Source organism: Acetobacter sp. AN02 (genome assembly GCF_029759835.1).
In the GTDB taxonomy this organism is placed as follows: domain Bacteria; phylum Pseudomonadota; class Alphaproteobacteria; order Acetobacterales; family Acetobacteraceae; genus Acetobacter.
The window spans coordinates 1-24,820 of sequence record NZ_JAJJND010000031.1 but is presented as its reverse complement, the minus strand read 5'-3'; the positions used below and the strand labels follow the sequence as shown (position 1 = coordinate 24,820).

Genomic DNA, 24,820 nt, shown 5'->3' with positions numbered 1-24,820 from the left:
CGGATACGGTTTGCGTGCAGTATTCATCCATCCGTTCTGAAACACTCACGCACGAAAGTACATAACACTCTCTAGGAAGATATTGACAAGTAAAATGAATAAATTATTTTATAAAATAAGAAAATTATTCTACCTTAATTATATCATAAATACATGAACATGGCGATGTCGAAGGCGCTTTGTAAAGAAATTGAAAGCCGGATTTCCTGAGAGTAAAGGTAAGGTCGGAACAGGGTTGTTTAATATTTCTGCAGGATTCCGGTGGACTTGCTGTACAGGCCGCCTGTGTCTGCGGTGTCGGATTCTGACACGCACTGCGTGGAATGAATTTATCTTTTACCTGCAATGAAATTGCAGCTGATCGTGTTCTGCGGGGACTGCCGGAGGGATGTGGTCGGATTTTATGTCCGGGCCGAAGGGTATTGCCTGCTTCTGCCGCTTGCCCGGGGCGATTTACTGAGGTAAGTCCGCGCATTCAAATCAGCTGGGCAGGCCTGCGGTCTGTTCCGGAACCACGCGGGCGTGGTGGAATTGGCAGACACGCCAGATTTAGGTTCTGGTGGCGCAAGCCGTGGGGGTTCAAGTCCCTCCGCCCGTACCAGAGTTCCGGGAGGTCGGATTATCTGCCAGCCTGACGATGACTGAATGATGTGAACGAGAGGATGGCCTGACTGATGCAGGTGACAGAGACGCTTTCCGAAGGCCTGAAATGCGGTTTTACCGTCACTGTGCCTGCGGCTGATCTGGCGGAACGCGAAGCCGCCCGTCTGAAGGAAGTGGGCGCTTCCCTGCGTCTGCCGGGCTTCCGTCCGGGCAAGGTGCCTGCGGCTGTCGTGCGTCAGCGTTTTGGTGAGAGCGTGAAGGGTGAGGCTCTTGAGGAGACGGTGAGCGGTGCTGTCCGTTCGCTGTTCGAGGAGCGTGGTCTGCGTCCTGCCGGTCAGCCGAAGGTTGATCTGACGTCCGGAGCCGACGGCAAGGGCGATGTCGTCTTCACGATCGAGGTCGAGGTTCTCCCGGAGATTGCGGAGCCTGACCTGTCGGGTCTGGAACTGACGCGCCTGAAGGCGACGCCGTCAGCCGAGACGATTGACAAGGCTCTGAACGATATTGCGAAGCGTCAGCGTACGTTCGAGGACGTGACGGAAGACCGTCCGGCCGTGAAGGGCGACGTTCTGGTCGTTGATTTCGAAGGCAAGCGCGATGGCGTGGCGTTCGAAGGCGGTACGGCGCAGGATGTCAGCATCGAGCTGGGCGGAGAGGGGTTCATTCCCGGTTTTGCGGACCAGATGGAAGGCATGAAGGCGGGCGAGGAGAAGGTCATCACCGTGACGTTCCCGGCCGACTATCACGCTGCGGATCTGGCCGGTCAGGAAGTGACCTTCGACATTCGTGCGAAGCAGCTCAAAAAGCCGGTTGAGACCGCGATCGATGACGATCTGGCGAAGAAGATCGGCTTTGAGGGGCTGGAGCAGCTGCGTGAGCTGATCTCGAAGCAGGTGGAGGGTGAGTATGAGCAGCTCTCCCGTCTGCGGATCAAGCGCGAGCTGCTCGATGCTCTGGCGAAGATGCTCGACTTCCCGGCTCCCGAGAGCATGGTAGAAGTCGAGTTCGCCGAGATCTGGCGTCGTGTTGATGCGGATCGCAAGGCGGGTCAGCTGGATGATGAGGACAAGGACAAAGACGAGGAGACGCTGCGTGCGGATTACCGCCGTATTGCAGAGCGTCGTGTGCGCCTTGGTCTGCTTCTGGCGGAGATCGGCCGCAGCAAGAACATCACTGTCACGCAGGACGAGATGCTCCGTGCGATTCGCGCCGAGGCCATGCGTTATCAGGGTCAGGAGCAGGCGGTTTTTGAGTTCTTCCAGAAGAACCCGCAGGCAGCCGAGAATCTCCGTGGTCCGATCTTCGAGAACAAGGTTGTGGACTACGTGATCGAGCTGGCGAAGGTGACGGATAAGGAAGTCACGCCGGAAGAGCTGGCGGAAATGCCGCCGGCAGAGGTATGACTTCTCTGATACTCCGTGATTTTACGGCTCCGGCGTGCCGGTACGGAACATAAAAGCAGAAAGCCGGGCAGCCATGCCCGGCTTTTTACGTGATATGTCCGGCCTTATGCAGGAATCTCATCTGCATGGGGTGGTATCGTGGCCGTTTATCTCTATCTTAGTCGGACTGAACGGTGACGGAATGTGTGCGACGCTCCGTTGTGTCACTGCCATGCGTTTATGGTCGGGAATATGAATATGAGGGATCGGGATCCCGTCGAGATTTATAACAATGCGCTCGTGCCGATGGTGGTTGAGCAGACGTCTCGCGGGGAGCGGGCGTTTGATATCTATTCCCGCCTTCTGCAGGAGCGGATTATCTTCCTGACCGGTCCGGTCTATGATCAGGTGGCCTCGCTGATCTCGGCGCAGCTCCTGTATCTGGAAAGCGTCAATCCGACCAAGGAAATCTCGTTTTATATCAACAGCCCGGGCGGCGTCGTGTCTGCCGGTCTCGCGATCTATGATACGATGCAGTATATTCGCAGTCCGGTCAGCACGGTCTGTCTGGGTATGGCGGCTTCCATGGGGTCGCTGCTCCTGGCGGGTGGTGAGGCAGGGCGTCGCTTCGCGCTTCCCAATGCCCGCGTGATGGTGCATCAGCCGTCCGGCGGCGCGCAGGGCCAGGCAAGTGATATCGAGATTCAGGCCCGTGAGATCCTGACGATCCGTCAGCGTCTGAACGAGATTTATCGCGAGCACACCGGCCGGACGCTGGAAGAGATCGAGAGCAGCCTGGAGCGGGATACCTATATGTCCGCGCAGGAAGCGCATAAGTTCGGCATCGTGGATGAGGTGATTGTCAATCACGCCGCTGCGAAGACGGATGAAAAGAAACAGTGATGATGCCGTTCTCCGGCTTTTTCCGCTGCGGCGGAGGGGGCGGTAAGGCAGGAAAGCCGGCGGCTCCGCTGCCGGCGCAGGGATCCGGTTCTGGAAAACAGGCCGGGCGGGTTCGGGAGGGCTCATGAGCGCGAAGTCAGGCGATTCCAAGAATACGCTTTACTGCTCGTTCTGTGGGAAATCGCAGCATGAGGTCCGCAAGCTGATTGCCGGCCCGACTGTGTTCATCTGCGACGAATGTGTTGAGCTCTGCATGGATATCATCCGTGAGGAGCATAAGACCGCGCTTGTCAGCAAGGCGCGTGACGGCGTGCCGACGCCGCGTGAGATATGCAAGGTCCTTGATGACTATGTGATCGGGCAGTTTGACGCGAAGAAAGTGCTCTCCGTTGCGGTGCATAATCACTACAAGCGGCTGAACAGCGTTACGAAGAGCGGTGATGTCGAGATTGCGAAATCCAACATCCTGCTTGTCGGTCCCACAGGATCGGGCAAGACGCTGCTTGCACAGACGCTGGCGCGGATCATCGATGTCCCGTTTACGATGGCGGACGCCACGACGCTGACCGAGGCCGGATATGTCGGTGAGGATGTGGAGAACATCATCCTCAAGCTGCTGCAGGCTGCGGATTACAATGTTGAGAAGGCGCAGCGGGGCATCGTCTATATTGACGAGATCGACAAGATTTCCCGCAAGTCCGACAACCCTTCCATCACGCGCGACGTGAGTGGTGAGGGTGTGCAGCAGGCGCTGCTCAAGCTGATGGAAGGCACCGTAGCTTCCGTTCCGCCGCAGGGCGGGCGCAAGCACCCCCAGCAGGAGTTTCTGCAGGTGGATACGACGAACATGCTGTTTATCTGCGGTGGTGCCTTTGCCGGGTTGGAGAAAGTCATTTCCGCGCGTGGCAAGGGATCGGGCATCGGCTTCGGTGCGGATGTTCAGTCTCCGGATGACCGCCGGACGGGCGCGATTCTCAAGGATGTCGAGCCTGAGGATCTGCAGAAATTCGGTCTGATTCCGGAGTTTATCGGCCGTCTGCCGGTGATCGCCACGCTGGACGATCTTGATGAGGCCACTCTGGTGCGGATCCTTTCCGAGCCGAAGAATGCTCTTGTCCGGCAGTATGCCCGTCTGTTCCAGATGGAAGACGTGAAGCTGACGTTCACGGATGATGCGCTCAGGGCGATCTCGTATCGTGCGATCGAGCGTAAGACCGGTGCGCGTGGCCTCAGGTCCATCATGGAGAGCATTCTGGTCTCCACCATGTTTGATCTGCCCGGACTTGAGGGTATTGAGGAAGTTGTCGTGAACCGCGATGTTGCGGAGGGCCGGTCCGAGCCGGTCTATGTTTACGGCAAGGGACTGGAGCAGCCGGCGGAGCAGTCTGCCTGAGGCGGATTCCTTCAGCCGGAGGGCTCTTCTTGCGCCCGGGGATACCACGCCCCATGTCAGCAGGGATGGTGAATGCTCCTTACTGCGTCGCCTTTGCGTCGCAACGCCGGATTTCCGGCCGGAACCGGAGGGATATCCCCGGTTCACATAATGTTTTTTCCGTTTTTTCCGTCCGCTGGTCTGCGCCGCTTCAGGGCAGGCCCGGCGTGACCGTCCCCAGGGAGGTCAGTTCCTATGACCGATGATAGCAAGAAACCCGCTCCCCGCCGTCGTGTAAAAAAAGAGACGGAGGAAGCTTCCGCAGTGAAGCCCGCAGTGGTGAAGAAGGAATCGAAGAAACGCGCTGCTGCTGCGACGGCAGCGGCGCCTGAGAACTCCGCGTCGGCGAAGATCGAGGCAGGCGGCGTGCAGCGTGTGGCTGTTCTTCCCCTGCGGAACATCGTCGTGTTCCCGCATATGATCGTGCCGCTTTTCGTCGGGCGTGAGAAATCTGTCCGGGCGCTGGAGTCCGTTACGAAGAACGATATGGGCATCCTTCTGGTCGCCCAGAAAGATGAGTCTCTGGATGATCCGGGGGCTGACGACATCTATCGTTTCGGAACGGTTTCGACGATTCTGCAGCTTCTCAAGCTGCCTGACGGTACGGTGAAGGTGCTGGTCGAGGGCAGCCGTCGTGCCCGTGTGAAAGCCTTTCATGAGGTGGACGGGCATTTCGAGGCCGATATCGAGATTCTGGAAGAGGATCTGCCTGCCGGATCCGAGGCCGAGGCTCTGGGCCGCTCGGTTGTCACCCAGTTCGAGCAGTATATCCGTCTGAACAAGAAGATTGCTGCCGAGGTGATGGTCTCGCTCAATCAGATCAGCGATCTGTCCAAGCTTGCGGACACGATTGCGGGGCATCTGAATCTGAAGATTGCCGAGAGGCAGGAAATTCTCGAGACGTCGTCCGTGACGAAGCAGCTTGAGAAGATCTACGCGCATATGGAAGCGGAGATCGGCGTTCTTCAGGTGGAGAAGCGTATCCGCAGCCGCGTGAAGCGGCAGATGGAGAAGACGCAGCGCGAGTACTATCTGAATGAGCAGCTCAAGGCGATTCAGAAGGAGCTCGGAGAGGGTGAGGACGGTAAGGACGAGGCCTCGGAGATCGAGGAGCGGATCGAGAAGACCCGGCTGAGCAAGGAGGCTAAGGAAAAGGCGCAGGCCGAGCTTCGCAAGCTGCGGGGCATGAGTCCGATGTCGGCCGAGTCCACGGTTGTCCGGAACTATCTGGACTGGCTGCTTGGCGTGCCCTGGAAGAAGCGCACGAAGGTCCGTACGGATCTTGCCGATGCGGAAAAGACGCTGGATGAGAATCACTACGCTCTGGAAAAGGTGAAAGAGCGGATTCTGGAATATCTTGCGGTTCAGACGCGGTCGAAAAAGCTCAAAGGGCCTATTCTGTGCCTTGTCGGTCCGCCGGGCGTGGGCAAGACGACACTTGCGCGGTCCATCGCGAAGGCGACAGGGCGTGAATATGTCCGCATGTCGCTTGGCGGTGTGCGGGATGAATCCGAGATTCGCGGGCATCGCCGGACCTATATCGGGTCCATGCCGGGCAAGATCATCCAGGGAATGAAGAAGGCGAAGGTTTCCAACCCGCTCTTCCTGCTGGATGAGATCGACAAACTCGGTGCTGACTGGCGCGGTGATCCGGCTTCGGCTCTGCTGGAGGTGCTGGATCCGGAACAGAACGCGACGTTTGCGGATCATTATCTGGAGGTCGATTATGACCTTTCGGATGTGATGTTCATCACGACGGCCAACAGCCTGAATATGCCGCAGCCGCTGCTGGATCGTATGGAGATCATCCGTCTGTCCGGTTACACGGAGGATGAGAAGGTTGAGATTGCCCGTGCCCATCTGATTCCCAAGCAGGGAGAGGCGCATAATCTGAAGCCGGACGAGTGGTCGCTCAGTGATGAGGCGTTGCGGGAACTGATCCGGTTCTACACGCGTGAGGCCGGTGTCCGCAGTCTTGAGCGCGAGATTGCCCGCATTGCCCGCAAGGTGGTGAAGGAGATCGTGACCGGGAATGCGGTGCGTGTGGATGTCACGCCGGATGTGCTGGAGAAATACGCCGGTGTGAAACGCTATCTGCACGGGGAGACCGAGGCGGAGGATATGATCGGGGTTGTCACGGGGCTTGCCTGGACCGAGGTGGGTGGTGAGATCCTGACGATCGAGAGCGTGGTCGTGCCGGGCAAGGGGAATGTGAAGCAGACCGGCAAGCTGGGTGATGTGATGAAGGAGAGCGTCTCCGCGGCACTTTCCTATGTCCGCAGCCGCGCCACGACTTTCGGGATTCGCCCGGATCTGTTCGAGAAAAGGGACATTCATCTTCACGTTCCGGAAGGCGCGACTCCGAAAGATGGTCCTTCCGCAGGTATCGCGATGGCGACATCCCTCGTCAGTGTTCTGACTGGTATTCCCGTAAGACATGATATCGGAATGACCGGTGAGATCACGCTGCGCGGGCGTGTTCTTGCGATCGGTGGTCTGAAGGAAAAGCTGCTTGCGGCCCTGCGTGCGGGAATCCGGACCGTTTTCATCCCGAAGGAAAATGAGAAGGACATCGCGGAACTGCCTGATTCCGTGAAAAACGGTCTGGAGATCATTCCCGTCTCGCATGTGGACGAGGTGATCAGCCGGGCTCTGGTGCGCAAACCCCAGCCGATCGAGTGGAATGAGGAGCTGGAAGAGCGTCTTGCGGCTCAGAAAGCGGCCATTGCCTCTCCGCCGGTTGCTCACTGAGGGTGAGGTGCAGACAGACGGCCCGGCGTCAACCCGGGCCGTCTCTATTTTTCAGCAGGATTTCGCTGTTGACGCGGCGGAAAACGGCTTCAATAGTGCGCCGCGGATTGCCCGGTGTCGTGAAGAGGTTTCCGGCTGCCGGCGCAGAACAGAGAAAGGCAAGTTATGGATAAGCCGCTGAACAAGCAGGAGCTCGTGGCCGCAGTCGCCGACGAGGCCGATCTGCCCAAGGCCAAGGCCTCTGAAGTTGTAGACGCAGTCTTCGGTGCGATCGAGAACGCGCTGAAGAACGGTCAGGAAGTCCGTCTCGTCGGGTTCGGTACGTTCGTGACCGCCCATCGTAAGGCGACCAAGGGCCGCAACCCGCGTACGGGTGAGGAAATCGATATTCCGGCTTCCACCTCTGTTCGCTTCAAACCCGGCAAGTCCCTCAAGGATGCCGTCGGCTGACCCAGCCTGACGTCCGGCCTCTTTACCGGGGCCGGAGCCATGCCGGCTGTCTGTTCTGGCCGGCCCGCCCGGTGGTCCTCAGGGCCACCCCTGATCCTGCGGGATCAGGGCAGGGTGATTTTTCCGCATTCTGCACTTGCATCGCCGCGGTAAACGTATAAACACCGTTCCGGGCGATTAGCTCAGCGGTAGAGCGTCTCGTTTACACCGAGATGGTCGGCGGTTCGATCCCGTCATCGCCCACCATTTTCCCCTGCATGACAAATTCTTTCACCGGACAGGCTGCGGCCCGGCATATTCTGTGCAAGAATGCCCCGCGACGTGAATGATTATAACGGCATGATTCCGGAATAAATCACGGCCTCACAGGAATTTGCCTTCGGATTAATCAGTTCGGGGTGGTGCTGTGACTTCCGGGGACATAGGTTCGGGCTGACTGATCGTTACGGTGTCCGTGATGACCGGTGAGGTGATGCGGGGGCCCGTGTGGTTTCTGTCTGAGCCGGAAGCGAGGAGATGGGGGAAATGCAGTCGGTTCTGGGTGATTATCTTCCGGTTCTGATATTCGGAATTATCTCCGTCGGCATTGCCGCGGCGATGCTGGGGTCATCCCTGCTGTTCGGGCATCAGAAGCCGTATGCCGAGAAGCTTTCGGCTTATGAGTGCGGTTTTGAGGCGTTTGACGATGCCCGCCGCAGATTCGATGTCCGGTTCTATCTCGTCTCGATTCTCTTCATCATTTTCGATCTTGAGGTCGCGTTCCTGTTTCCCTGGGCGGTCAGCCTGTCGCGGATCGGGCTTGCGGGGTTCCTCTCGATGATGGTGTTCCTGGGTGTTCTGGGAATCGGATTTATCTATGAGTGGCGCAAGGGCGCCCTTGACTGGGACTGAGGCGATGTCCGGCAATATACAGACAGGCTCCGGCCCCCTTCTTCCTTCAGGTGGCGGAGAGCCTGACAGCATTGCCTGGAACCGTGAGGCGCTTCCGCCCGGTCCGGAGCAGGATGCGTTCGTCCGCGGAATCACCGGTGAGATCAGCGAGAAGGGATTTGTCGTCGCAAGTCTCGACAAACTGGTGAACTGGGGTCGCACCGGGAGCCTGTGGCCGATGTCATTCGGTCTGGCCTGCTGCGCCGTGGAAATGATCCACGCCTATATGCCGCGCTATGATCTGGACCGCATGGGCATCATTCCCCGCGGCTCTCCGCGTCAGTCCGACGTAATGATCGTTGCCGGAACCCTGACCAACAAGATGGCTCCGGCCCTGCGCCGCGTCTATGACCAGATGGCCGAGCCGCGCTGGGTGATCTCCATGGGGTCCTGCGCCAATGGCGGCGGATATTATCACTATTCCTATTCCGTGGTGCGCGGCTGCGACCGCATCGTGCCGGTGGATGTGTATGTCCCCGGGTGCCCTCCCACGGCTGAGGCGCTGATCTACGGCATCATGCTGCTTCAGAAGAAAATCCGCCGGACAGGGACGATTCTGCGTGGCTGATCCGATCACACCCTCTCCGGAGCAGGCTCTGACGCCTGCACAGCTCCGCGCCGTCCGCACGCAGGGCGGTCTGGGAGCTCTGGCCTTCATTCTCTCCACCTCGCTCCCGGAGATATACTCCGCTGCGCTTGAGGGCGGAGAGCTGGTGATCCGTACGCATCGGGACCGGCTTCTGCCGCTGATGCAGATGCTGCGCGATGATCCGCGATTTAAATTCGAGCAGCTGATGGATGTCTGCGGCGTGGACTTTCCGCAGCGGCCCGAGCGGTTCGATGTGGTTTATAATCTGCTTTCGGTCACGAAAAACCTGCGCGCCCGCGTGATCGTCACGGCCGATGAATCAAGGCCGGTGCCTTCGGTTCATGGCCTGTGGCCCTGTGCCACCTGGTGGGAGCGCGAGTGCTTCGATCTGTTCGGTGTTCTGTTTTCCGGACAGCCGGACCTGCGCCGGATTCTGACTGATTACGGGTTTGAGGGGTATCCGCTCCGCAAGGACTTCCCGCTCACCGGGTATACCGAGGTGCGCTACGACATCGAGCGTCGCCAGATCGTGCATGAGCCGGTGACCCTGAAGCAGGATTTCCGGGATTTCGATTTCGTCTCTCCCTGGGAGGGGATTCTGACCCTGCCGGGCGATGAGAAGGCGCATGAAATCCGCCAGATCATGAAGCCGCTGAAATGACGGATAAAGCCATGACGGATGACAGAACGGCTGCAACGGCGGAAGCCGTGCAGGAAAGCGAGATCCTGCCGGGTGCGAGCGTGCTGGACACGGACGTTCCTGAGAGTCTGATGCCTGAGAAGGTGGCGGAGGCGACGGTTGAGCGCCGTACCGTGGAGATTGACAGCCACGCGCTGAATTTCGGGCCGCAGCATCCGTCCGCGCATGGTGTGCTGCGTCTGGTGCTGGAGATGGAGGGTGAGGTTGTCGCCCGCGCCGTTCCGCATATCGGTCTGCTGCATCGTGGTACGGAAAAGCTGATCGAATATAAGACGTATCAGAAGGCGTTGCCGTATTTTGATCGTCTCGATTACGTGTCTCCGATGTGTGAGGAGCATGCCTTCGCGCTGGCGACGGAAAAGCTGCTCGGGATCGAGCCGCCGGAGCGCGGGAAGTGGATTCGCGTTATTTTCGCGGAGATCACCCGTATCCTGAATCATATCCTCAACCTGACGGCGATGGGTCTGGACTGTGGTGCGGTCACTCCTGCCCTGTGGGGATATGAGGAGCGCGAGAAGCTCATGGAATTCCATGAGGGTGTTTCAGGTGCGCGCTTTCACGCGAATTATTTCCGCGTCGGTGGTGTGTCGCGTGACATGCCGGCCGGGATGGAAGAGAAAATCGCGAAATGGGCTGAGGAGTTTCCGGCTTGGATCGACGATCTGGAATCCCTGCTGACCGAGAACCGGATCTGGAAGCAGCGCACGGTCGGGATCGGTGTTTTTACTTCCGAACAGGCGCTTGCTTGGGGTTTTTCCGGTCCGTGTTTGCGGGGATCCGGTGTTCCGTGGGATCTGCGCCGGTCGCAGCCTTATGACAACTATGACAAGGTTCAGTTCAACGTTCCGGTTGCCCGTCATGGTGACTGTTATGACCGCTATCTCGTCCGTGTGGCCGAGATGCGGGAGAGCGTGAAGATCATCAGACAGGGGCTGGAGCAGATTCGCCCCGGTCCGGTGAAGGTTCAGGATCCGAAGTTCAGTCCGCCGCCGCGTGCGGAGATGAAGCGGTCGATGGAGGCCCTTATCCACCACTTCAAGCTCTATACAGAGGGCTATCACGTGCCGCCGGGCGCGACCTACACCGCTGTCGAGACGCCCAAGGGTGAATTCGGCGTGTATCTGGTGGCGGATGGCAGCAACCGTCCCTATCGCTGCAAGATCCGGCCGACAGGGTTCTCACATCTTCAGGCAATCGACGAGCTGTCACGCCGCACCATGCTGGCGGATACGGTAGCGATTATCGGTTCGCTTGACCTCGTATTCGGAGAGGTGGACCGATGAGCGTTTCAGATCACGTCCAGCCGGAGAGCTTTGCATTTGATGCGCAGAGCGAGCCTGAGATCGCGAAGGCTCTGGCTCGCTATCCGGAAGAGCGCAAGGCATCTGCCGTGATGCCTCTTCTTTATATCGCGCAGGATCAGATGGGCCGGCAGACGGGCAGTGCGTGGATTCCGACGGCGGCGATGGATGAGATTGCCCGCCGGCTGGAGATCGCGCCCGTTCGCGTCTATGAGGTGGCGTCGTTCTACTTCATGTACAACCGCAGCCCGATCGGGAAATATCATCTGCAGGTCTGCACGACGACGTCCTGCTGGCTGCGTGGCTCGGATGACGTTGTCGCTGCGTGTCGGCGTGCGACCGGGATCAGCCATTTTGGCGAGACGAGCGAGGATGGCCTGTTCACCATGACGGAAGTCGAGTGTCTCGGGGCCTGCTCCAATGCGCCGATCCTGCAGGTAGATAATGATTTTTACGAGGATCTGGACGGGCCCCGCACGGAGGCGCTGATCGAGGCGCTGCGCCGGGGCGAGCGTCCGGAGCCGGGACCGACGGTAGATCGACTGTGCTCCGCGCCGGAAGGCGGCCGCCGGGTGCTGCTGGATGAGGATACCGGTCAGTCACAAGGTCAGGGATGAGGGGAGCAGGGTCATGCTGAGCGATAAGGACCGCATGTTCACCAATCTCTACGGGCAGCATGACTGGCGGCTGGCCGGTGCCCGTGCGCGTGGTGACTGGGATGGTACGGCTGAGATCATTGCGAAGGGACGCGATGCCATCGTCAGCGAGATGAAGGCGTCAGGTCTGCGCGGTCGTGGCGGGGCCGGATTTCCGACCGGCGTGAAGTGGTCCTTCATGCCTAAAGGTGATGGCCCGCTGCCGCATTATCTGGTCATCAACGGGGATGAATCGGAGCCGGGCACCTGTAAGGACCGGGAAATCCTGCGTCATGAGCCGCACAAGCTGATTGAGAGTGCGCTGATCGCCTCTTTCGCGATGGGGGCACATGCGGCCTACATCTATATCCGCGGTGAGTTCTATAACGAGGCGCGGCATCTTCAGTATGCGATTGATGAGGCCTATGAGGCCGGTCTGATCGGCCGTAATGCGGCCGGAAGCGGCTGGGATTTCGATTTCTACATTCATCGCGGCGCGGGTGCGTATATCTGCGGTGAGGAAACGGCGCTGATCGAAAGTCTGGAAGGGAAGAAGGGGCAGCCTCGTATGAAGCCGCCTTTCCCGGCCGGATGTGGTCTTTATGGCTGCCCGACGACCGTGAACAACGTGGAGAGCATTGCCTCGGCATCCACGATCCTGCGGCGCGGGGCGGCGTGGTTCAGCGGCCTTGGCCGTCCGAACAATGCCGGCACCAAGCTGATGGCCATTTCGGGCCATGTGAACACGCCCTGCGTGTTTGAAGAGGAGCTGGGTGTTCCTCTGAGGGATATTATCGAGATCCATGGCGGTGGCGTGCGTGGCGGCTGGGATAATCTGCTTGCCGTCATTCCGGGTGGCTGCTCAGTGCCGCTTCTGCCGAAATCCGTCTGCGAGACCGTGCTGATGGATTACGACAGCCTGAGGGAAAACAAGACCTCGCTCGGTACAGCGTGTATGATCGTGATGGATAAATCCACGGATATCATCCAGGCCATCGCCCGGTTTTCCCAGTTCTACAAACACGAGAGCTGTGGTCAGTGCACGCCCTGCCGTGAGGGTACGGGCTGGCTGATGCGGGTGATGAAGCGCATGGTCGAGGGACGGGCGGAGATCGAGGAAATCGATATGCTCGAACAGGTGACGCGTCAGATCGAGGGGCACACCATCTGCGCTCTGGGCGATGCGGCGGCCTGGCCGGTTCAGGGACTGATCCGGCATTTCCGTCCGGTCATGGAGCAGCGCATCCGTGATTATAAGGCAAGACTGGGTGGTGCCGGGACCGTGCAGGTACCGCACGGCGTTCCCGTGGCAGCGGAGTAACTTCAATGGTGAGAGTCATCGTCGACGGCACGCCGGTCGAAGTGGCCGCAGGGTCCAGCGCGCTTCAGGCCTGTGAGGCCGCCGGGAAGGAAATTCCCCGCTTCTGCTATCACGAACGTCTGTCCGTAGCGGGTAACTGCCGCATGTGTCTGGTTGAGGTGGTGCGTGCGCCCAAGCCGGTTGCATCATGTGGTTTCCCGGTTTCTGACGGGATGGAGATCCGCACGGATACCGAGACGGTCCGTCGTGCCCGTCGTGCCGTGATGGAATTCCTGCTGATCAATCACCCGCTGGACTGTCCGATCTGCGATCAGGGCGGCGAGTGCGATCTTCAGGATCAGGCATACGGCTACGGCTCGGGCATCTCGCGCTATCACGAGGAAAAGCGTGCGGTCACGAACAAGGATCTCGGTCCGCTGGTCAAGACCGTGATGACCCGCTGCATCCAGTGCACGCGCTGTGTCCGGTTCTGCACCGAAGTTGCGGGCACGCCGGAGCTGGGCGGAATTTCCCGTGGCGAGAATCTGGAGATCAGCACCTATGTTGAAAAGGCGCTGACGTCCGAGCTGTCCGGTAATCTGATCGATATCTGCCCTGTCGGCGCGCTGACTTCAAAGCCCGGTGCTTTCCAGGCACGTCCCTGGGAGATGAAGAAGGCCGACTCCATCGACGTGACGGATGCGCTCGGGACCAACACGGTCGTTCAGGTGCGTGGCGGAGAGGTGAAGCGCATCGTTCCGCGTGTGAATGACGAGGTGAACGAGGAGTGGCTCTCCGATAAGGGGCGTTTTTCCGTGGATGGCCTGAAGCGCCGTCGTCTGGACCGTCCCTGGGTGCGTGTGCATGGCAAGCGTCAGGCCGTATCATGGCAGGATGCTTTTGTTGCCATCGCCAAGCGGCTTGAGGGCGTACCCGGCAACCGGATCGGTGCGATTGCGGGTGATCTGTGCGATGCGGAGAGCCTGACGGCCCTGCGTGATCTGATGGAGTCGCTCGGTTCGGCTAATCTCGACTGTCGCCAGGACGGTGCGGCCTATGATCTGTCGGACCGCTCCCGCTATACTTTTGCCAGTGGTGTGACGGGCATTGACGAGGCCGATGCGCTTCTGATCATCGGTGCCGCACCGCGTCATGATGCGCCTGTGCTGAATGCACGGATACGCAAGCGGTATCTTTCCCTCGGTCGCGGGAAATTCCCGATCGGCGTGATCGGTCCGCAGCCATCCGATACGACCTGGTCGTATGAGGCGCTGGGTGAAGGGCCGGACGTGCTGGCCTCGCTTTATGATGGCAGTCACCCGTTCTGCGAAGCGCTCCGGACGGCGGAAAAGCCGATGATCATTCTTGGTCACGGCGCGCTGGTCCGGGAGGATTCGCTTGCGATCCAGGCAGCCGTCCGCCACATCGCGGAGACGACCGGTGTGGTGAAGGATGGCTGGAACGGCCTGAATATCCTGCACACCGCCGCATCCCGTGTGGCTGCGCTTGATCTCGGTTTTGTACCCGGGCAGGGCGGACGCAGCATGCGCGGCATGCTCAGCAGCGGTGTGGACGTGCTCTGGCTGCTTGGCGCCGACGAGTTCCCGGTCGGTGGCATAAGCCCGGAGACGTTCGTGATCTATCAGGGATCACATGGTGATGCGGCTGCGGCGCGGGCGGATGTCATTCTGCCGGGCGCGGCCTGGACGGAGAAGGACGGCACCTATGTCAATACCGAAGGCAGGGTGCAGCAGGCGTTCCGTGCCGTTTTCCCGCCCGGAGAGGCGCGGGAGGACTGGCGCATCATCCGCGCATTCTCCGAAGTGATCGACCATCGTCTGCCGTTTGACACGGCGGAGGAACTGCGGGCCCGTATGGCGCGGATCAATCCGGTTTTTGTCGGCGGTGCTCCTGCTTCCGTATCACAGCCGCCTTTCGCAGGCAGCGAGACCATCATGACGGACCGGCCGTTCCGCCTGTCCCGTCAGTCCTATTATCTCACCAATCCGGTCAGCCGGGCGAGTGAGACCATGGCGGAGTGTGCGCGTGTTTATTCCGTGCCCGCCGCGATTGCAGCGGAGTAAGGGAGCGTGGCGCACTTCTTCTACGACACGACGGCCGGGCATGTGATTCTGATCGTGCTTGAGGCGCTTGCGGTTCTCGTGCCGCTTCTTCTGGCCGTGGCCTATCTCACGCTCATGGAGCGTAAGGTGATGGCCGCGATGCAGATGCGGAAAGGGCCGAACGTCAACGGTGTTTTCGGTCTGCTTCAGGCTTTTGCCGATGCGATCAAGATGATCACCAAGGAGACGATCATCCCTTCAGGGGCGAACCGTTTCCTGTTTCTCTTCGCTCCGTTCCTGACTTTCTCCTTGGCCATGCTGGCATGGGCGGTGGTTCCGACAGGTAACGGGCTGGCGGTCGCGAACATCAATGTCGGAATCCTGTATCTCCTTGCGATCTCCTCGCTCGGTGTCTACGGCATCCTGATCGCGGGCTGGGCATCGAACTCCAAATACGCCTTTCTCGGCGGGCTGCGTTCTGCCGCGCAGATGGTGTCCTATGAGGTCTCGATCGGACTTGTGATCGTTTCGGTTCTGCTGCCCGTCGGCAGTCTCAACCTGAACGACATCATTCTCGCGCAGCGCCATGTCTGGTTCTGCGTGCCGATGTTCCCGATGTTCATCCTGTTCTTCATCTCGGCCCTGGCGGAGACCAACCGTGCACCGTTCGATCTCCCCGAAGGCGAGAGCGAGCTGGTGGCGGGCTTCTTCGTGGAATATTCCTCGCTGGCTTTCGGTCTGTTCTTCCTTGGCGAATATGCGAACATGATCCTGATGTCAGGTATGGTCAGCATCCTGTTTCTGGGCGGATGGCTGCCTCCGCTGGGGATCGCGCCGCTGACCTGGATTCCCGGGCCGCTCTGGCTGATTGCCAAGATCATCTTCTGTCTTTTTGTTTTCATCTGGGTCCGCGCCACGTTCCCGCGCTATCGTTACGATCAGCTGATGCGGCTGGGATGGAAGGTATTCCTGCCTTTCTCGCTGCTGTGGATGATCGGCACCGCCGGGTTCCTACTTGCCACGGGCCTTCTGCCGCAGGGAATGAGCTGATGGCCGGAATCGACCTCAAGGCCTTCCTTCTGAAGGAAATCGCTTCAGGCATGGCCTCGACCTTCAGGATGATGTTCAGACCGAAGGCGACCCTGAATTATCCCTATGAGAAGGGACCGCTCTCTCCGCGTTTTCGCGGGGAGCATGCGCTGCGTCGTTATCCGAACGGCGAGGAGCGCTGCATCGCCTGCAAGTTGTGTGAGGCGACCTGCCCGGCCGAGGCGATCACGATCGAGTCGGAGCCGCGTGATGACGGCTCCCGCCGGACGACACGCTACGATATCGACATGACGAAGTGCATCTATTGCGGTCTGTGTGAGGAAGCCTGCCCGGTGGATGCGATCGTTGAGGGACCGAATTACGAATTCGCGACCGAGACCCGGGAGGAGCTGATGTACAGCAAGGAAAAGCTCCTTGAGAACGGTGACCGCTGGGAAGCTGTCCTGGCACGGAGGCTTGAGCTCGATGCGCCGTATCGCTGAGACATCTGCCGCCACAGTGGCGGTGTTCTGCCGCAGGGAGGTGCAGCCATGCTGACGCAGATCGTATTTTATGTCTTCTCCGCGGTGCTGGTCACTTCGGGAATGATGGTGATCAGTGCGCGCAACCCGGTGCATTCGGTGCTGTTCCTGATCCTTGCCTTCTTCAACGCTGCCGGTCTGTTTCTGATTGCGGGCGCCGAGTTCCTCTCGATGCTGCTGGTGATCGTCTATGTCGGCGCAGTTGCTGTCCTGTTCCTCTTCGTGGTCATGATGCTCGATATCGACTTCACGAAGATGCGTGAGGGGCTGCAGCGTTATGCCCCGTTCGGCGCGGCTGTCGGCGGCGTGCTGTTTGCGGAACTGGTGATGACCTTCCTGCACTGGGAGACATCGGCTGTCGTGGTGGCACCAGTCACCGGCGGTCTTGGTGAGCCCGGAGGTCCGCATACGAACACGGCGGCGCTCGGTAACGTGATCTACACGCATTATTTCCTGCCGTTCCAGGGATGCGGACTTGTGCTGCTGGTCGCGATGATCGGTGCCATTACCCTCACGCTCCGGGACCGTCCGACCGGCCGTCGCCAGGATATCAGCCTGCAGCACGCCCGCCGTCGTCAGGATACGCTCGATATGCTGGACCTGCCGCTTGGCAACAGTGTGGAAGAGAATGGCGGTTTCCGCCGTCCGGCAGATTCCTATTATGTCACTGCGATTCCGGGATCCTACGGTATTCCGGCTGAGACGCCGGAGGCCGCGAAGGCCTCTGCGGCGAAGGGAGACCACGCATGACCGCGCTCTCGCAGATCGGTCTGACCCCGTTCCTTGTCGTCAGCGCGATGCTGCTGGTGCTTGGCGTGTTCGGGATCTTTCTCAACCGGAAGAACATCATCATCATCATGATGTCGATGGAACTGATCCTTCTGGCTGCCAACCTGAATTTCGTGGCGTTTTCCTCCGCCCACGGAGACCTCAGCGGTCAGGTCATGACCCTGTTCGTGCTGACCATTGCCGCTGCCGAGGCGGCCATCGGTCTTGCGATCCTGACTGTTTATTTCCGTAATCGCGGCTCGATCCAGGTCGAGGACGTGACGATGATGAAAGGCTGAGCAGCCATGCAGGCGGCACTGTTTCTTTTCGCAATCGCGGTCCTGCTGCCTCTGGCGGGTGCGGCGCTTGCCGGTCTGGCCGGGCGGAAGCTGGGCGATGGTTTTGCGCAGGTTGTGACGGTTCTCTGTATGGGAGTCGCTGCGTTCTGCGGTATCGGGGCGCTGATCGGCACGATGGATCATGGCGGCAGCGTCCTGACGCTTGCTCGCTGGGTCGATGCGGGCAGTTTCCACGCGGCATGGTCACTGCGCTGTGACACGCTGTCCGTCACCATGGTGGCCATGGTCCTGACGGTTTCGCTGCTCGTTCACATCTACAGCCTGGGTTATATGGCGCATGACGCGATGCCGCGTTACCGCTTCTTCAGCTATCTCTCGCTGTTCACCTTCGCCATGCTGATGCTGGTGACGTCCAATGATCTGATCCAGCTGTTTTTCGGCTGGGAGGGCGTGGGTCTCGCGAGCTATCTGCTCATCGGATACTGGTATGACCGCCCGTCCGCGACGTCTGCCGCGATCAAGGCGTTTGTCGTCAACCGTGTGGCTGATCTGTTTTTCCTGGTCGGAATCGGTCTGCTCTGGGTCGTGTTCGGCACGGTCTCCTATGACCGCATCTTCTCCCTGATCCCCGATCAGCTTCAGACCGGCTACACCCTGTTTGGTTCGACGCACAGCGTGATCGAGGTGATCGCGACGCTGCTGTTCATCGGTGCGATGGGCAAGTCAGCGCAGCTGTTCCTGCACACCTGGCTTCCGGATGCGATGGAAGGCCCGACGCCGGTTTCCGCCCTTATTCACGCGGCCACGATGGTCACGGCCGGTGTGTTCCTGATGGCGCGGATGTCCCCGCTGCTGGAGTTCGCTCCGCTGACGCGTGAGTTTGTCGTGCTGATCGGCGGGACCACCTGCTTCTTCGCCGCGACGGTCGGCATGGTGCAGCCGGATATCAAGCGGACGATTGCCTACTCCACCTGTTCGCAGCTTGGGTACATGTTCGTGGCGATCGGTGTCGGTGCCTATCAGGCGGGCGTGTTCCATCTGACGACGCATGCTTTCTTCAAGGCGCTGCTGTTCCTTGGTGCGGGTTCGGTCATTCATGCCGTGCATGACGAGCAGGATATGTTCCGCATGGGCGGGCTTTGGAAGAAGATACCGATGACCTATGCCGTCATGTGGATCGGCAGCCTTGCTCTGGCCGGTGTTTTTCCCTTCGCCGGATACTGGTCGAAGGATGCGATTCTCAATGCGGCCTGGGCATCCGGGTCGGGGATCGGTGCCTATGGCTGGGTGCTTGGCACTCTGACGGCGTTCATTACGGCGTTCTACAGCTGGCGTCTGATTTTTCTCGTGTTCCACGGGAAGCCGCGTGACCAGCATCTGAATGACGGCGCGCATGAAAGCCCGCCGGTCATGATGGGTCCGCTTTTCCTGCTGTCGATCGGTGCCGTGTTTGCAGGTGTGCTTCTGGCTCCGTTCTATGTCGGCTCACATCATGAGGCGTTCTGGCAGGGGGCAATCTTTAATGCGCCCGGCAATACGATCATGGAGCGTTTCGAGCATGTGCCGATGCTTGTCTCTCTGGCACCGGGGATTGCCGGGATCGTCGGGATCTTCGCCGCGTGGTTTGCCTATATCGCGCGTCCGGAGCTGCCGGGAAACATGGCGCGGTCGATGCGCCCGCTGTATCTCTTCCTGCTGAACAAATGGTATTTTGACGAGCTGTATGACGTGATCTTCGTCCGTCCCTATCGTGCCTTTGCCCGTTTCCTGTGGCGCGAGGTGGATGAGGGCGCGATTGAGAAAATGCCGCTTTCGGCTGCACGCGTCACAATGGCTGCTGCCGGTCAGGCCGCACGCACCCAGACCGGATCGATCGCGATCTATGCTTTCTCCACACTGATCGGCCTGGTGCTTCTGGTCACGGCCGTGGTGTTCCTCGCATGAACCCCGCCCTTTCCCGCACAGAACGGATGATGTCACGATGAACTGGATGCTCGCCCTGCCGGAACTGGTGCTCGCGCTCAGTGGTCTGGTCATCCTTGTTGCCGGTGTCTGCATGAAGAAGGAAGACAGCTTCGTGCCTGCGGCGATGCTCAGCATTGCCGCGATGGGCGTGACGCTGTTTCTGGTGCCGCTGACCCCGGACGGAAACGGGTATGGTCATGTGTTCGTCAATGACGGATTTGCCCGTTTCCTTAAGATTCTGATTCTCGCGGGCGGTATTCTGGCGACGATCATTTCAATCGGTTACCAGCGGGGAAGCAGCCGTCTTCCGTTCGAGACACCGGTCCTGATGCTGTTCTCCAGCCTGGGGGCGATGCTGATGGCCTCTGCGGGCAATCTCATCACTCTGTTCGTGGGGCTGGAACTGTCCTCCCTGTCGATCTACATCCTCTGTGCCATTGAGCGTGATCGTCTGAAATCTGCCGAGGCGGGGCTGAAATACTTCATCCTCGGCTCTCTGGCCTCCGGCCTGCTGCTGTATGGTATCTCCCTCGTCTATGGTTTTGCCGGGACGATGGAGCTGGTGCCGCTGTCCATGATCATTGCCGGTCAGGGCGGTCTGCCGCTCGGTCTGCAGATCGGAATGGTGTTCATTATTGCCGGTCTGGCTTTCAAGCTCTCTTCCGTGCCGTTCCATATGTGGACGCCCGATGCCTATCAGGGCTCTCCGACGCCGGTGACGGCCTATATGGCGGGTGCGCCGAAATTTGCAGCTTTTGCACTGCTGCTGCGTCTGATGGCCGGGCCTTTCGGTATGGCCGCGCCGCGCTGGCAGATCCTGATCGAGACGATTGCGGGGCTGTCCATGCTGTTCGGTTCCTTGGCCGCGATTCCGCAGACTGATATCAAGCGTCTGATGGCCTATTCCTCTATCGGACATATGGGCTACGCGATGATGGGTCTGGCTGCCGCCAGCGCCACGGGTCTTCGCGCTACGCTGGTCTATCTTGCGGCCTATCTCGTGATGAACGCGGGTGTGTTCGCCGTGATCGGCGCAATGCGGCGCGGCGGACGTGAGGTTACGTCCATCCGTGATCTGTCCGGTCTCAGCCGCACGCATCCGGGTATGGCGCTGGCGATGGCCGTGTTCATGTTCTCGATGGTCGGCGTGCCGCCCATGGCCGGGTTCTTCGGAAAATTCATGGTGTTCGCGTCGGCCTGGCATGCCGGGCTTTATGGTCTGCTGGCTGTCGGCGGTGTGTCGGCTCTGATCGGTGCTTATTATTATCTGCGGGTCGTGAAGGTGATGTATTTCGATGCCCCGGTGCAGGAGTTCGACAGCCCGGCTCCGTCGCTCTCCTTCGTATCGGCAGGTATGGGAGTCGTGACGGTGTTCTTCCTGATCGGTCTGGGTGTGATCACCTCCGCTGCCGAGATCGCAGCACACGCTATTGCGGGCTGAATGCCGTGCGCCGCTGATTTGGCGCACGGAGATTTACGAGGAACTGGAGTCCACTTCCGATACCTGCCTCGCCCGCGCGGAAGCCGGTGAGGCCGAAGGTCTTGCCGTTCTGGCATTGAGGCAGACAAAGGGAAGAGGCAGCCGGGGACGGAGTTGGGAAGACCCGGGTGGTAATCTCGCTCTTTCCGTTATTCTGCGGCCTGACGGGAGATATCCTTCCTTTGCCGGCTTCTGGCCCTTTCTTCTCTCCCTTGCCTTTCGCGACGGGATTCTGGCCTGCCTGTCAGATCTCTCCGCCGGAACGCGCCTGCGGCTCAAATGGCCGAATGACGTGCTGCTGGACGGGTGCAAGCTTGGCGGAATGCTGATTGAACGGGGCGGAGTGCCCGGCCGGGAGTGGCTGGTTGCCGGATTCGGTGCCAATCTCGTCCGGGTGCCGCAGATCGACGGGCGGGATCTGGCCTGTCTTGCGCAGGTTGCTGCTGATCGTGTTTTTCCTCCGGCCGAAGTGGCCATACATATTCTCGATGCGGTGAGCCGTTATCTGGCTCTTGCGGAAGCGGAAGGCTTCGGCCCCGTACGTGCGGCTTGGCTTGATGCGGCCCTTCCTGTCGGAACCCGCCTTGTGGCGCGGGGAGGAAATACGTATATCGAGGGAGAATTCACGGGGATCGGTCCCGATGGTGCCCTGATTCTGCGAACCGCAGAAGGGCTGCGCAGCATTGCCACGGCGGAAATTCTCCTTGCAGATGGTGCAGACCGCGCCGGAGCCGGAGAGGCAGTCGGCACGTCATGACCGAAGATCCGAAGGGGAGAGACTCCCTGCCGCAGATTTTCCGGAGAGCGTTGAGCCGCGCGTGCGGTTCCGTCCCCGTCGTACAGGATCATGGGCATGCAGCCCGCGAGACCACCAGAGTTTTCCCCGGACAGAGCACGTCCGGATTTTGTTTTTTGTAACTGAGACCGAACTGAAAAAAGGTAAACTTCACGAATGACCGTACAGAACGACGGTCTTGCCTTTCTGCCTCTGGGCGGAACGGGCGAGATTGGCATGAACCTGAACCTCTACCGTCTGGGAGAGACATGGCTCGTTGTGGACTGCGGGATCGGCTTTTCCGGCAATGATACACCGGAAGCTGAGGTCCTCGTCCCCGATCCGACTTTTATTGCCGAACGCCGCGGCCAGATCGCCGGAATGGTGATCACGCACGCGCATGAGGATCATCTCGGGGCCGTGGCGCACCTGTGGACGCGGCTGCAGTGCCCGATCTATGCCACGCCTTTCGCCACATCCGTGCTGCGCCGTAAGCTGAGCGAGGCGCGGCTGCTGCATAATGTCACGATCCACACGAAGCAGCCGGGCAGCCGGTTTGATGTCGGACCGTTTGATATCGAGTTCATTCCGGTCACGCATTCCGTGCCGGAAGCGCAGGCGATGGCGATCCGGACCGAGTACGGTACGATCATGCATACCGGTGACTGGAAGATCGATCCGACACCGCTGGTCGGCCCGCCGACAGACCTTAAGCGTCTGAAGGAAATCGGGGATGAGGGCGTGCTGGCCCTGGTCTGTGACAGCACGAATGTCATGAGTAAGGGGGCTTCCCGCTCTGAAGCCGAGGTGCGTGAGGGCATGACCGCTCTTATCGCGGGGCTGAAGGGCCGGATTGCCGTCACCTGCTTTGCGTCCAACGTGGCCCGCGTCGAAACCATTGCCATGGCGGCGCAGGCAGCCGGCCGGACCGTGGCGCTGGTGGGCCGTTCCCTGCGTAATCTTGATAATTCCGCGCGTGAGTGCGGTTATCTCTCCGGAGTGCTGCCGTTCGTGTCTGAGCAGGATGTGAACGATATTCCGGATAATGAGCTGGTGATGATCATCACCGGCAGCCAGGGAGAGCCGCGCTCCGCCCTGTCCCGTATCGCCATAGACGTGCATCCGAACGTATCGCTCGGGAAGGGTGACACGGTCATCTATTCCAGCCGTATGATTCCGGGCAACGAGATCGCGATCATGCAGGTGCAGGATAACCTGACCCGTCGCGGTGTGACGGTGCTGACGGATAAGGATGCGATGGTGCACTGCTCCGGCCATGCGACCGGCGACGACGTGCGCGAGATGTACAGGCTCATCCGCCCGCAATATGCCGTGCCGACGCATGGTGAGTGGCGCCATCTGACGGCTCATGCGGCGCTGGCTCAGGAGCAGGGTATCGATGCGGTTCTGCTTGAGGACGGCGACATTCTCAACCTGGCTCCGGGCACAGTCGAGGTGGTGGACACCGCGCCGACCGGCCGCTGGGCTGTGGATGGTACGCGCCTTCTGCCGCTGGACGGAGAGGTTCTGGCCGCACGCCGTAAGATGCTGTTCAACGGTCTGGTGATCGCCAGCGTGGCGATTGATGACGAAGGTTTCGTCATTGGTGATCCGAAGGTCAGCGCACCGGGTCTGCTGGACCAGGGCGATGAGGAAACGGACCGCGTCAAGGAAGAGTTCGCAATTTCCCTTGATGAGATTCCGGACGATCTTCGTGCCGACGAACACGCCTTCCGTGAGGCGGCAAAGACAGCCCTGCGCCGGGCACTGGGGCGCAAGATCCAGAAGCGGCCTCTGGTGGACGTACATATCCTGCACGTCTGATCAGAGACGTTCTGATGAAAAAAGGGAGCTTCGGCTCCCTTTTTTTGTGGCGAGGCCTGGTATCCCCGGCTGTATTACCTGTAATCGCGTTACCGGTTTGCTGCCGGAAGAGGATTATTGATGCTCAGAAAGCTTGTAATCGGAGCCTGTGTTGTAGTCTTTTCTGTTGTCGGTGCCGTCTGGTATGTCAGTCAGCCGCTTTCCTATAAAAAGCTTTATAAGGTCGTCTCGGCTGAACGGCTGCACGATAGTATATGGTCATACGTTGTGGTCAACGACGGGGCTCTGCTGGCCACGGTGGATACCGTATATCAACTTTACATTATGCCGAGGATCGATCAGCCCGATGTCCGTGATACTCTGGAGGGGATGACTCCCGTTCTTCGCAGTGAACAGGATGCAACTGTGAGGTGGGATGGCAGTAAAATCATTATCAGGTCTGAAGGTGAAGTGTTCGGATTTATGAATCGCGCAGCATTACCATATGGCGAGCGTGTGGTTTTATTGTCTGATTCTAAGTAAATTTCATGGTCAGATTGCAGGTTTCGCAATATCGGTTCACTGTTCGTCATTTTTTCCAGTCGTTGGTGGAAGCCTCCCTCTGCCAATACAAAGGGACTGAGGGCACAGCTTCATACATGCACGGAGCGGGCACTCAGCCCGCCCTGCTGCATGACGCGGGCAGTTTAGCTGCTTCTGTTTCCTGTATGTCTTCAGCGGAGGCATGGAAGGCCGGAACGAAGAAGGGCGGGGCGCCTGGTGTCGTTGGAAGTTTTTCCGTGTCGAATCCGAGGAGACGCCTGTCTGATCCGTCATTCCACAGAACGTTCAGGGGCAGTGTCAGACCGCGGACCGTGACGGAGATCCTGCTCATATCCCGATTTCCGATTCGGACCGGGCATATATCGGGACTCAGGTTGTAGGTCTCCAGAAGGTCCGACACGCGCTCTGTGATCTCCGGCGTGACGAGCACGGCGGTCTGTCGCCATGTGTGGAAACTGTCGATTGAAAGGCTTTCCCGCCCTAGCAGCCTGTCGGGTTGGGCATTTTGCGGATCATAGGGCTGAGGCTGACCTGTCTTATGCTGCGTGAAGCCGTG

At 59.5% G+C, this 24,820-nt stretch carries 22 protein-coding genes and 2 tRNA genes; 23 read left to right on the top strand and 1 reads right to left on the bottom strand.

Annotated elements, in window-relative coordinates; genetic code table 11:
* Positions 1-516: 516 nt before the first annotated feature.
* From LOC54_RS05640 to LOC54_RS05530, 23 genes are all read left to right on the top strand, one after another.
* A tRNA-Leu gene (locus LOC54_RS05640) sits at positions 517-601 on the top strand.
* A 73-nt stretch (positions 602-674) separates the two neighbouring features.
* Complete coding sequence (gene tig, locus LOC54_RS05635) at positions 675-2,006, top strand: trigger factor (protein WP_279312854.1); 1,332 nt, start codon at positions 675-677, stop codon at positions 2,004-2,006.
* 237 nt (positions 2,007-2,243) lie between these two features.
* Positions 2,244-2,888 carry an ATP-dependent Clp protease proteolytic subunit gene (locus LOC54_RS05630; RefSeq protein WP_279312853.1) on the top strand — a complete coding sequence of 215 codons (645 nt, stop codon included), beginning with the start codon at positions 2,244-2,246 and terminating at the stop codon, positions 2,886-2,888.
* 124 nt (positions 2,889-3,012) lie between these two features.
* Positions 3,013-4,281, top strand: coding sequence for an ATP-dependent Clp protease ATP-binding subunit ClpX (gene clpX / locus LOC54_RS05625; RefSeq protein ID WP_279312852.1), 1,269 nt, complete (start codon positions 3,013-3,015; stop codon positions 4,279-4,281).
* Positions 4,282-4,515: 234 nt separating this feature from the next.
* Positions 4,516-7,071 carry an endopeptidase La gene (lon, locus tag LOC54_RS05620; protein WP_279312851.1) on the top strand — a complete coding sequence of 852 codons (2,556 nt, stop codon included), beginning with the start codon at positions 4,516-4,518 and terminating at the stop codon, positions 7,069-7,071.
* A gap of 165 nt (positions 7,072-7,236) precedes the next feature.
* On the top strand, positions 7,237-7,521 hold the full coding sequence (locus tag LOC54_RS05615; RefSeq protein ID WP_279312850.1) for an HU family DNA-binding protein: 285 nt from the start codon (positions 7,237-7,239) through the stop codon (positions 7,519-7,521).
* A gap of 171 nt (positions 7,522-7,692) precedes the next feature.
* Positions 7,693-7,767, top strand: a tRNA-Val gene (locus tag LOC54_RS05610).
* Positions 7,768-8,046: 279 nt separating this feature from the next.
* A complete protein-coding gene (locus LOC54_RS05605; RefSeq protein ID WP_279312858.1) occupies positions 8,047-8,412 on the top strand; it encodes an NADH-quinone oxidoreductase subunit A in 366 nt (121 codons plus the stop codon).
* A 4-nt stretch (positions 8,413-8,416) separates the two neighbouring features.
* Complete coding sequence (locus LOC54_RS05600) at positions 8,417-9,019, top strand: NADH-quinone oxidoreductase subunit B (protein WP_279312857.1); 603 nt, start codon at positions 8,417-8,419, stop codon at positions 9,017-9,019.
* Positions 9,020-9,047: 28 nt separating this feature from the next.
* Complete coding sequence (locus LOC54_RS05595) at positions 9,048-9,701, top strand: NADH-quinone oxidoreductase subunit C (protein ID WP_279312856.1); 654 nt, start codon at positions 9,048-9,050, stop codon at positions 9,699-9,701.
* Positions 9,702-9,811: 110 nt separating this feature from the next.
* The gene (locus LOC54_RS05590; RefSeq protein ID WP_279312855.1) at positions 9,812-11,023 is read left to right on the top strand and encodes an NADH-quinone oxidoreductase subunit D; all 1,212 of its coding nucleotides are present in this window, start codon (positions 9,812-9,814) and stop codon (positions 11,021-11,023) included.
* Positions 11,020-11,658, top strand: coding sequence for an NAD(P)H-dependent oxidoreductase subunit E (locus tag LOC54_RS05585; protein ID WP_279312849.1), 639 nt, complete (start codon positions 11,020-11,022; stop codon positions 11,656-11,658). The genes LOC54_RS05590 and LOC54_RS05585 overlap by 4 nt, the downstream gene beginning before the upstream one ends.
* 13 nt (positions 11,659-11,671) lie before the next feature.
* Positions 11,672-12,997, top strand: coding sequence for an NADH-quinone oxidoreductase subunit NuoF (gene nuoF, locus LOC54_RS05580; protein ID WP_279312848.1), 1,326 nt, complete (start codon positions 11,672-11,674; stop codon positions 12,995-12,997).
* 5 nt (positions 12,998-13,002) lie between these two features.
* Positions 13,003-15,060: an NADH-quinone oxidoreductase subunit NuoG gene (nuoG, locus tag LOC54_RS05575; protein WP_279312847.1), complete on the top strand. Its 2,058-nt coding sequence runs from the start codon at positions 13,003-13,005 to the stop codon at positions 15,058-15,060.
* A gap of 6 nt (positions 15,061-15,066) precedes the next feature.
* Positions 15,067-16,089 (top strand): NADH-quinone oxidoreductase subunit NuoH, encoded by a 1,023-nt coding sequence (gene nuoH / locus LOC54_RS05570; protein ID WP_279312846.1) that lies wholly within the window; start codon positions 15,067-15,069, stop codon positions 16,087-16,089.
* Entirely contained in the window at positions 16,089-16,571 is a 483-nt protein-coding gene (gene nuoI / locus LOC54_RS05565; RefSeq protein ID WP_279312845.1) for an NADH-quinone oxidoreductase subunit NuoI, read from the top strand. The genes nuoH and nuoI overlap by 1 nt, the downstream gene beginning before the upstream one ends.
* A 48-nt stretch (positions 16,572-16,619) precedes the next feature.
* Positions 16,620-17,360 (top strand): NADH-quinone oxidoreductase subunit J, encoded by a 741-nt coding sequence (locus LOC54_RS05560; RefSeq protein WP_279312844.1) that lies wholly within the window; start codon positions 16,620-16,622, stop codon positions 17,358-17,360.
* A complete protein-coding gene (gene nuoK / locus LOC54_RS05555; RefSeq protein ID WP_279312843.1) occupies positions 17,357-17,677 on the top strand; it encodes an NADH-quinone oxidoreductase subunit NuoK in 321 nt (106 codons plus the stop codon). Before LOC54_RS05560 ends, nuoK begins: the two co-directional genes overlap by 4 nt.
* A gap of 6 nt (positions 17,678-17,683) precedes the next feature.
* Positions 17,684-19,621, top strand: a complete 1,938-nt coding sequence (gene nuoL / locus LOC54_RS05550; RefSeq protein ID WP_279312842.1) for an NADH-quinone oxidoreductase subunit L — start codon at positions 17,684-17,686, stop codon at positions 19,619-19,621.
* Positions 19,622-19,658: 37 nt separating this feature from the next.
* A complete protein-coding gene (gene nuoN, locus LOC54_RS05545; RefSeq protein WP_279312841.1) occupies positions 19,659-21,083 on the top strand; it encodes an NADH-quinone oxidoreductase subunit NuoN in 1,425 nt (474 codons plus the stop codon).
* The gene (locus LOC54_RS05540; protein ID WP_279312840.1) at positions 21,073-21,879 is read left to right on the top strand and encodes a biotin--[acetyl-CoA-carboxylase] ligase; all 807 of its coding nucleotides are present in this window, start codon (positions 21,073-21,075) and stop codon (positions 21,877-21,879) included. Before nuoN ends, LOC54_RS05540 begins: the two co-directional genes overlap by 11 nt.
* Before the next feature lie 195 nt (positions 21,880-22,074).
* Entirely contained in the window at positions 22,075-23,721 is a 1,647-nt protein-coding gene (locus tag LOC54_RS05535; protein WP_279312839.1) for a ribonuclease J, read from the top strand.
* Positions 23,722-23,841: 120 nt separating this feature from the next.
* Complete coding sequence (locus tag LOC54_RS05530; RefSeq protein WP_279312838.1) at positions 23,842-24,243, top strand: hypothetical protein; 402 nt, start codon at positions 23,842-23,844, stop codon at positions 24,241-24,243.
* A gap of 133 nt (positions 24,244-24,376) precedes the next feature.
* On the opposite strand, the gene LOC54_RS05525 is transcribed toward LOC54_RS05530, so the two are convergent.
* On the bottom strand, positions 24,377-24,820 hold a 444-nt coding region (locus LOC54_RS05525), incomplete at its 5' end, for a hypothetical protein (protein ID WP_279312837.1).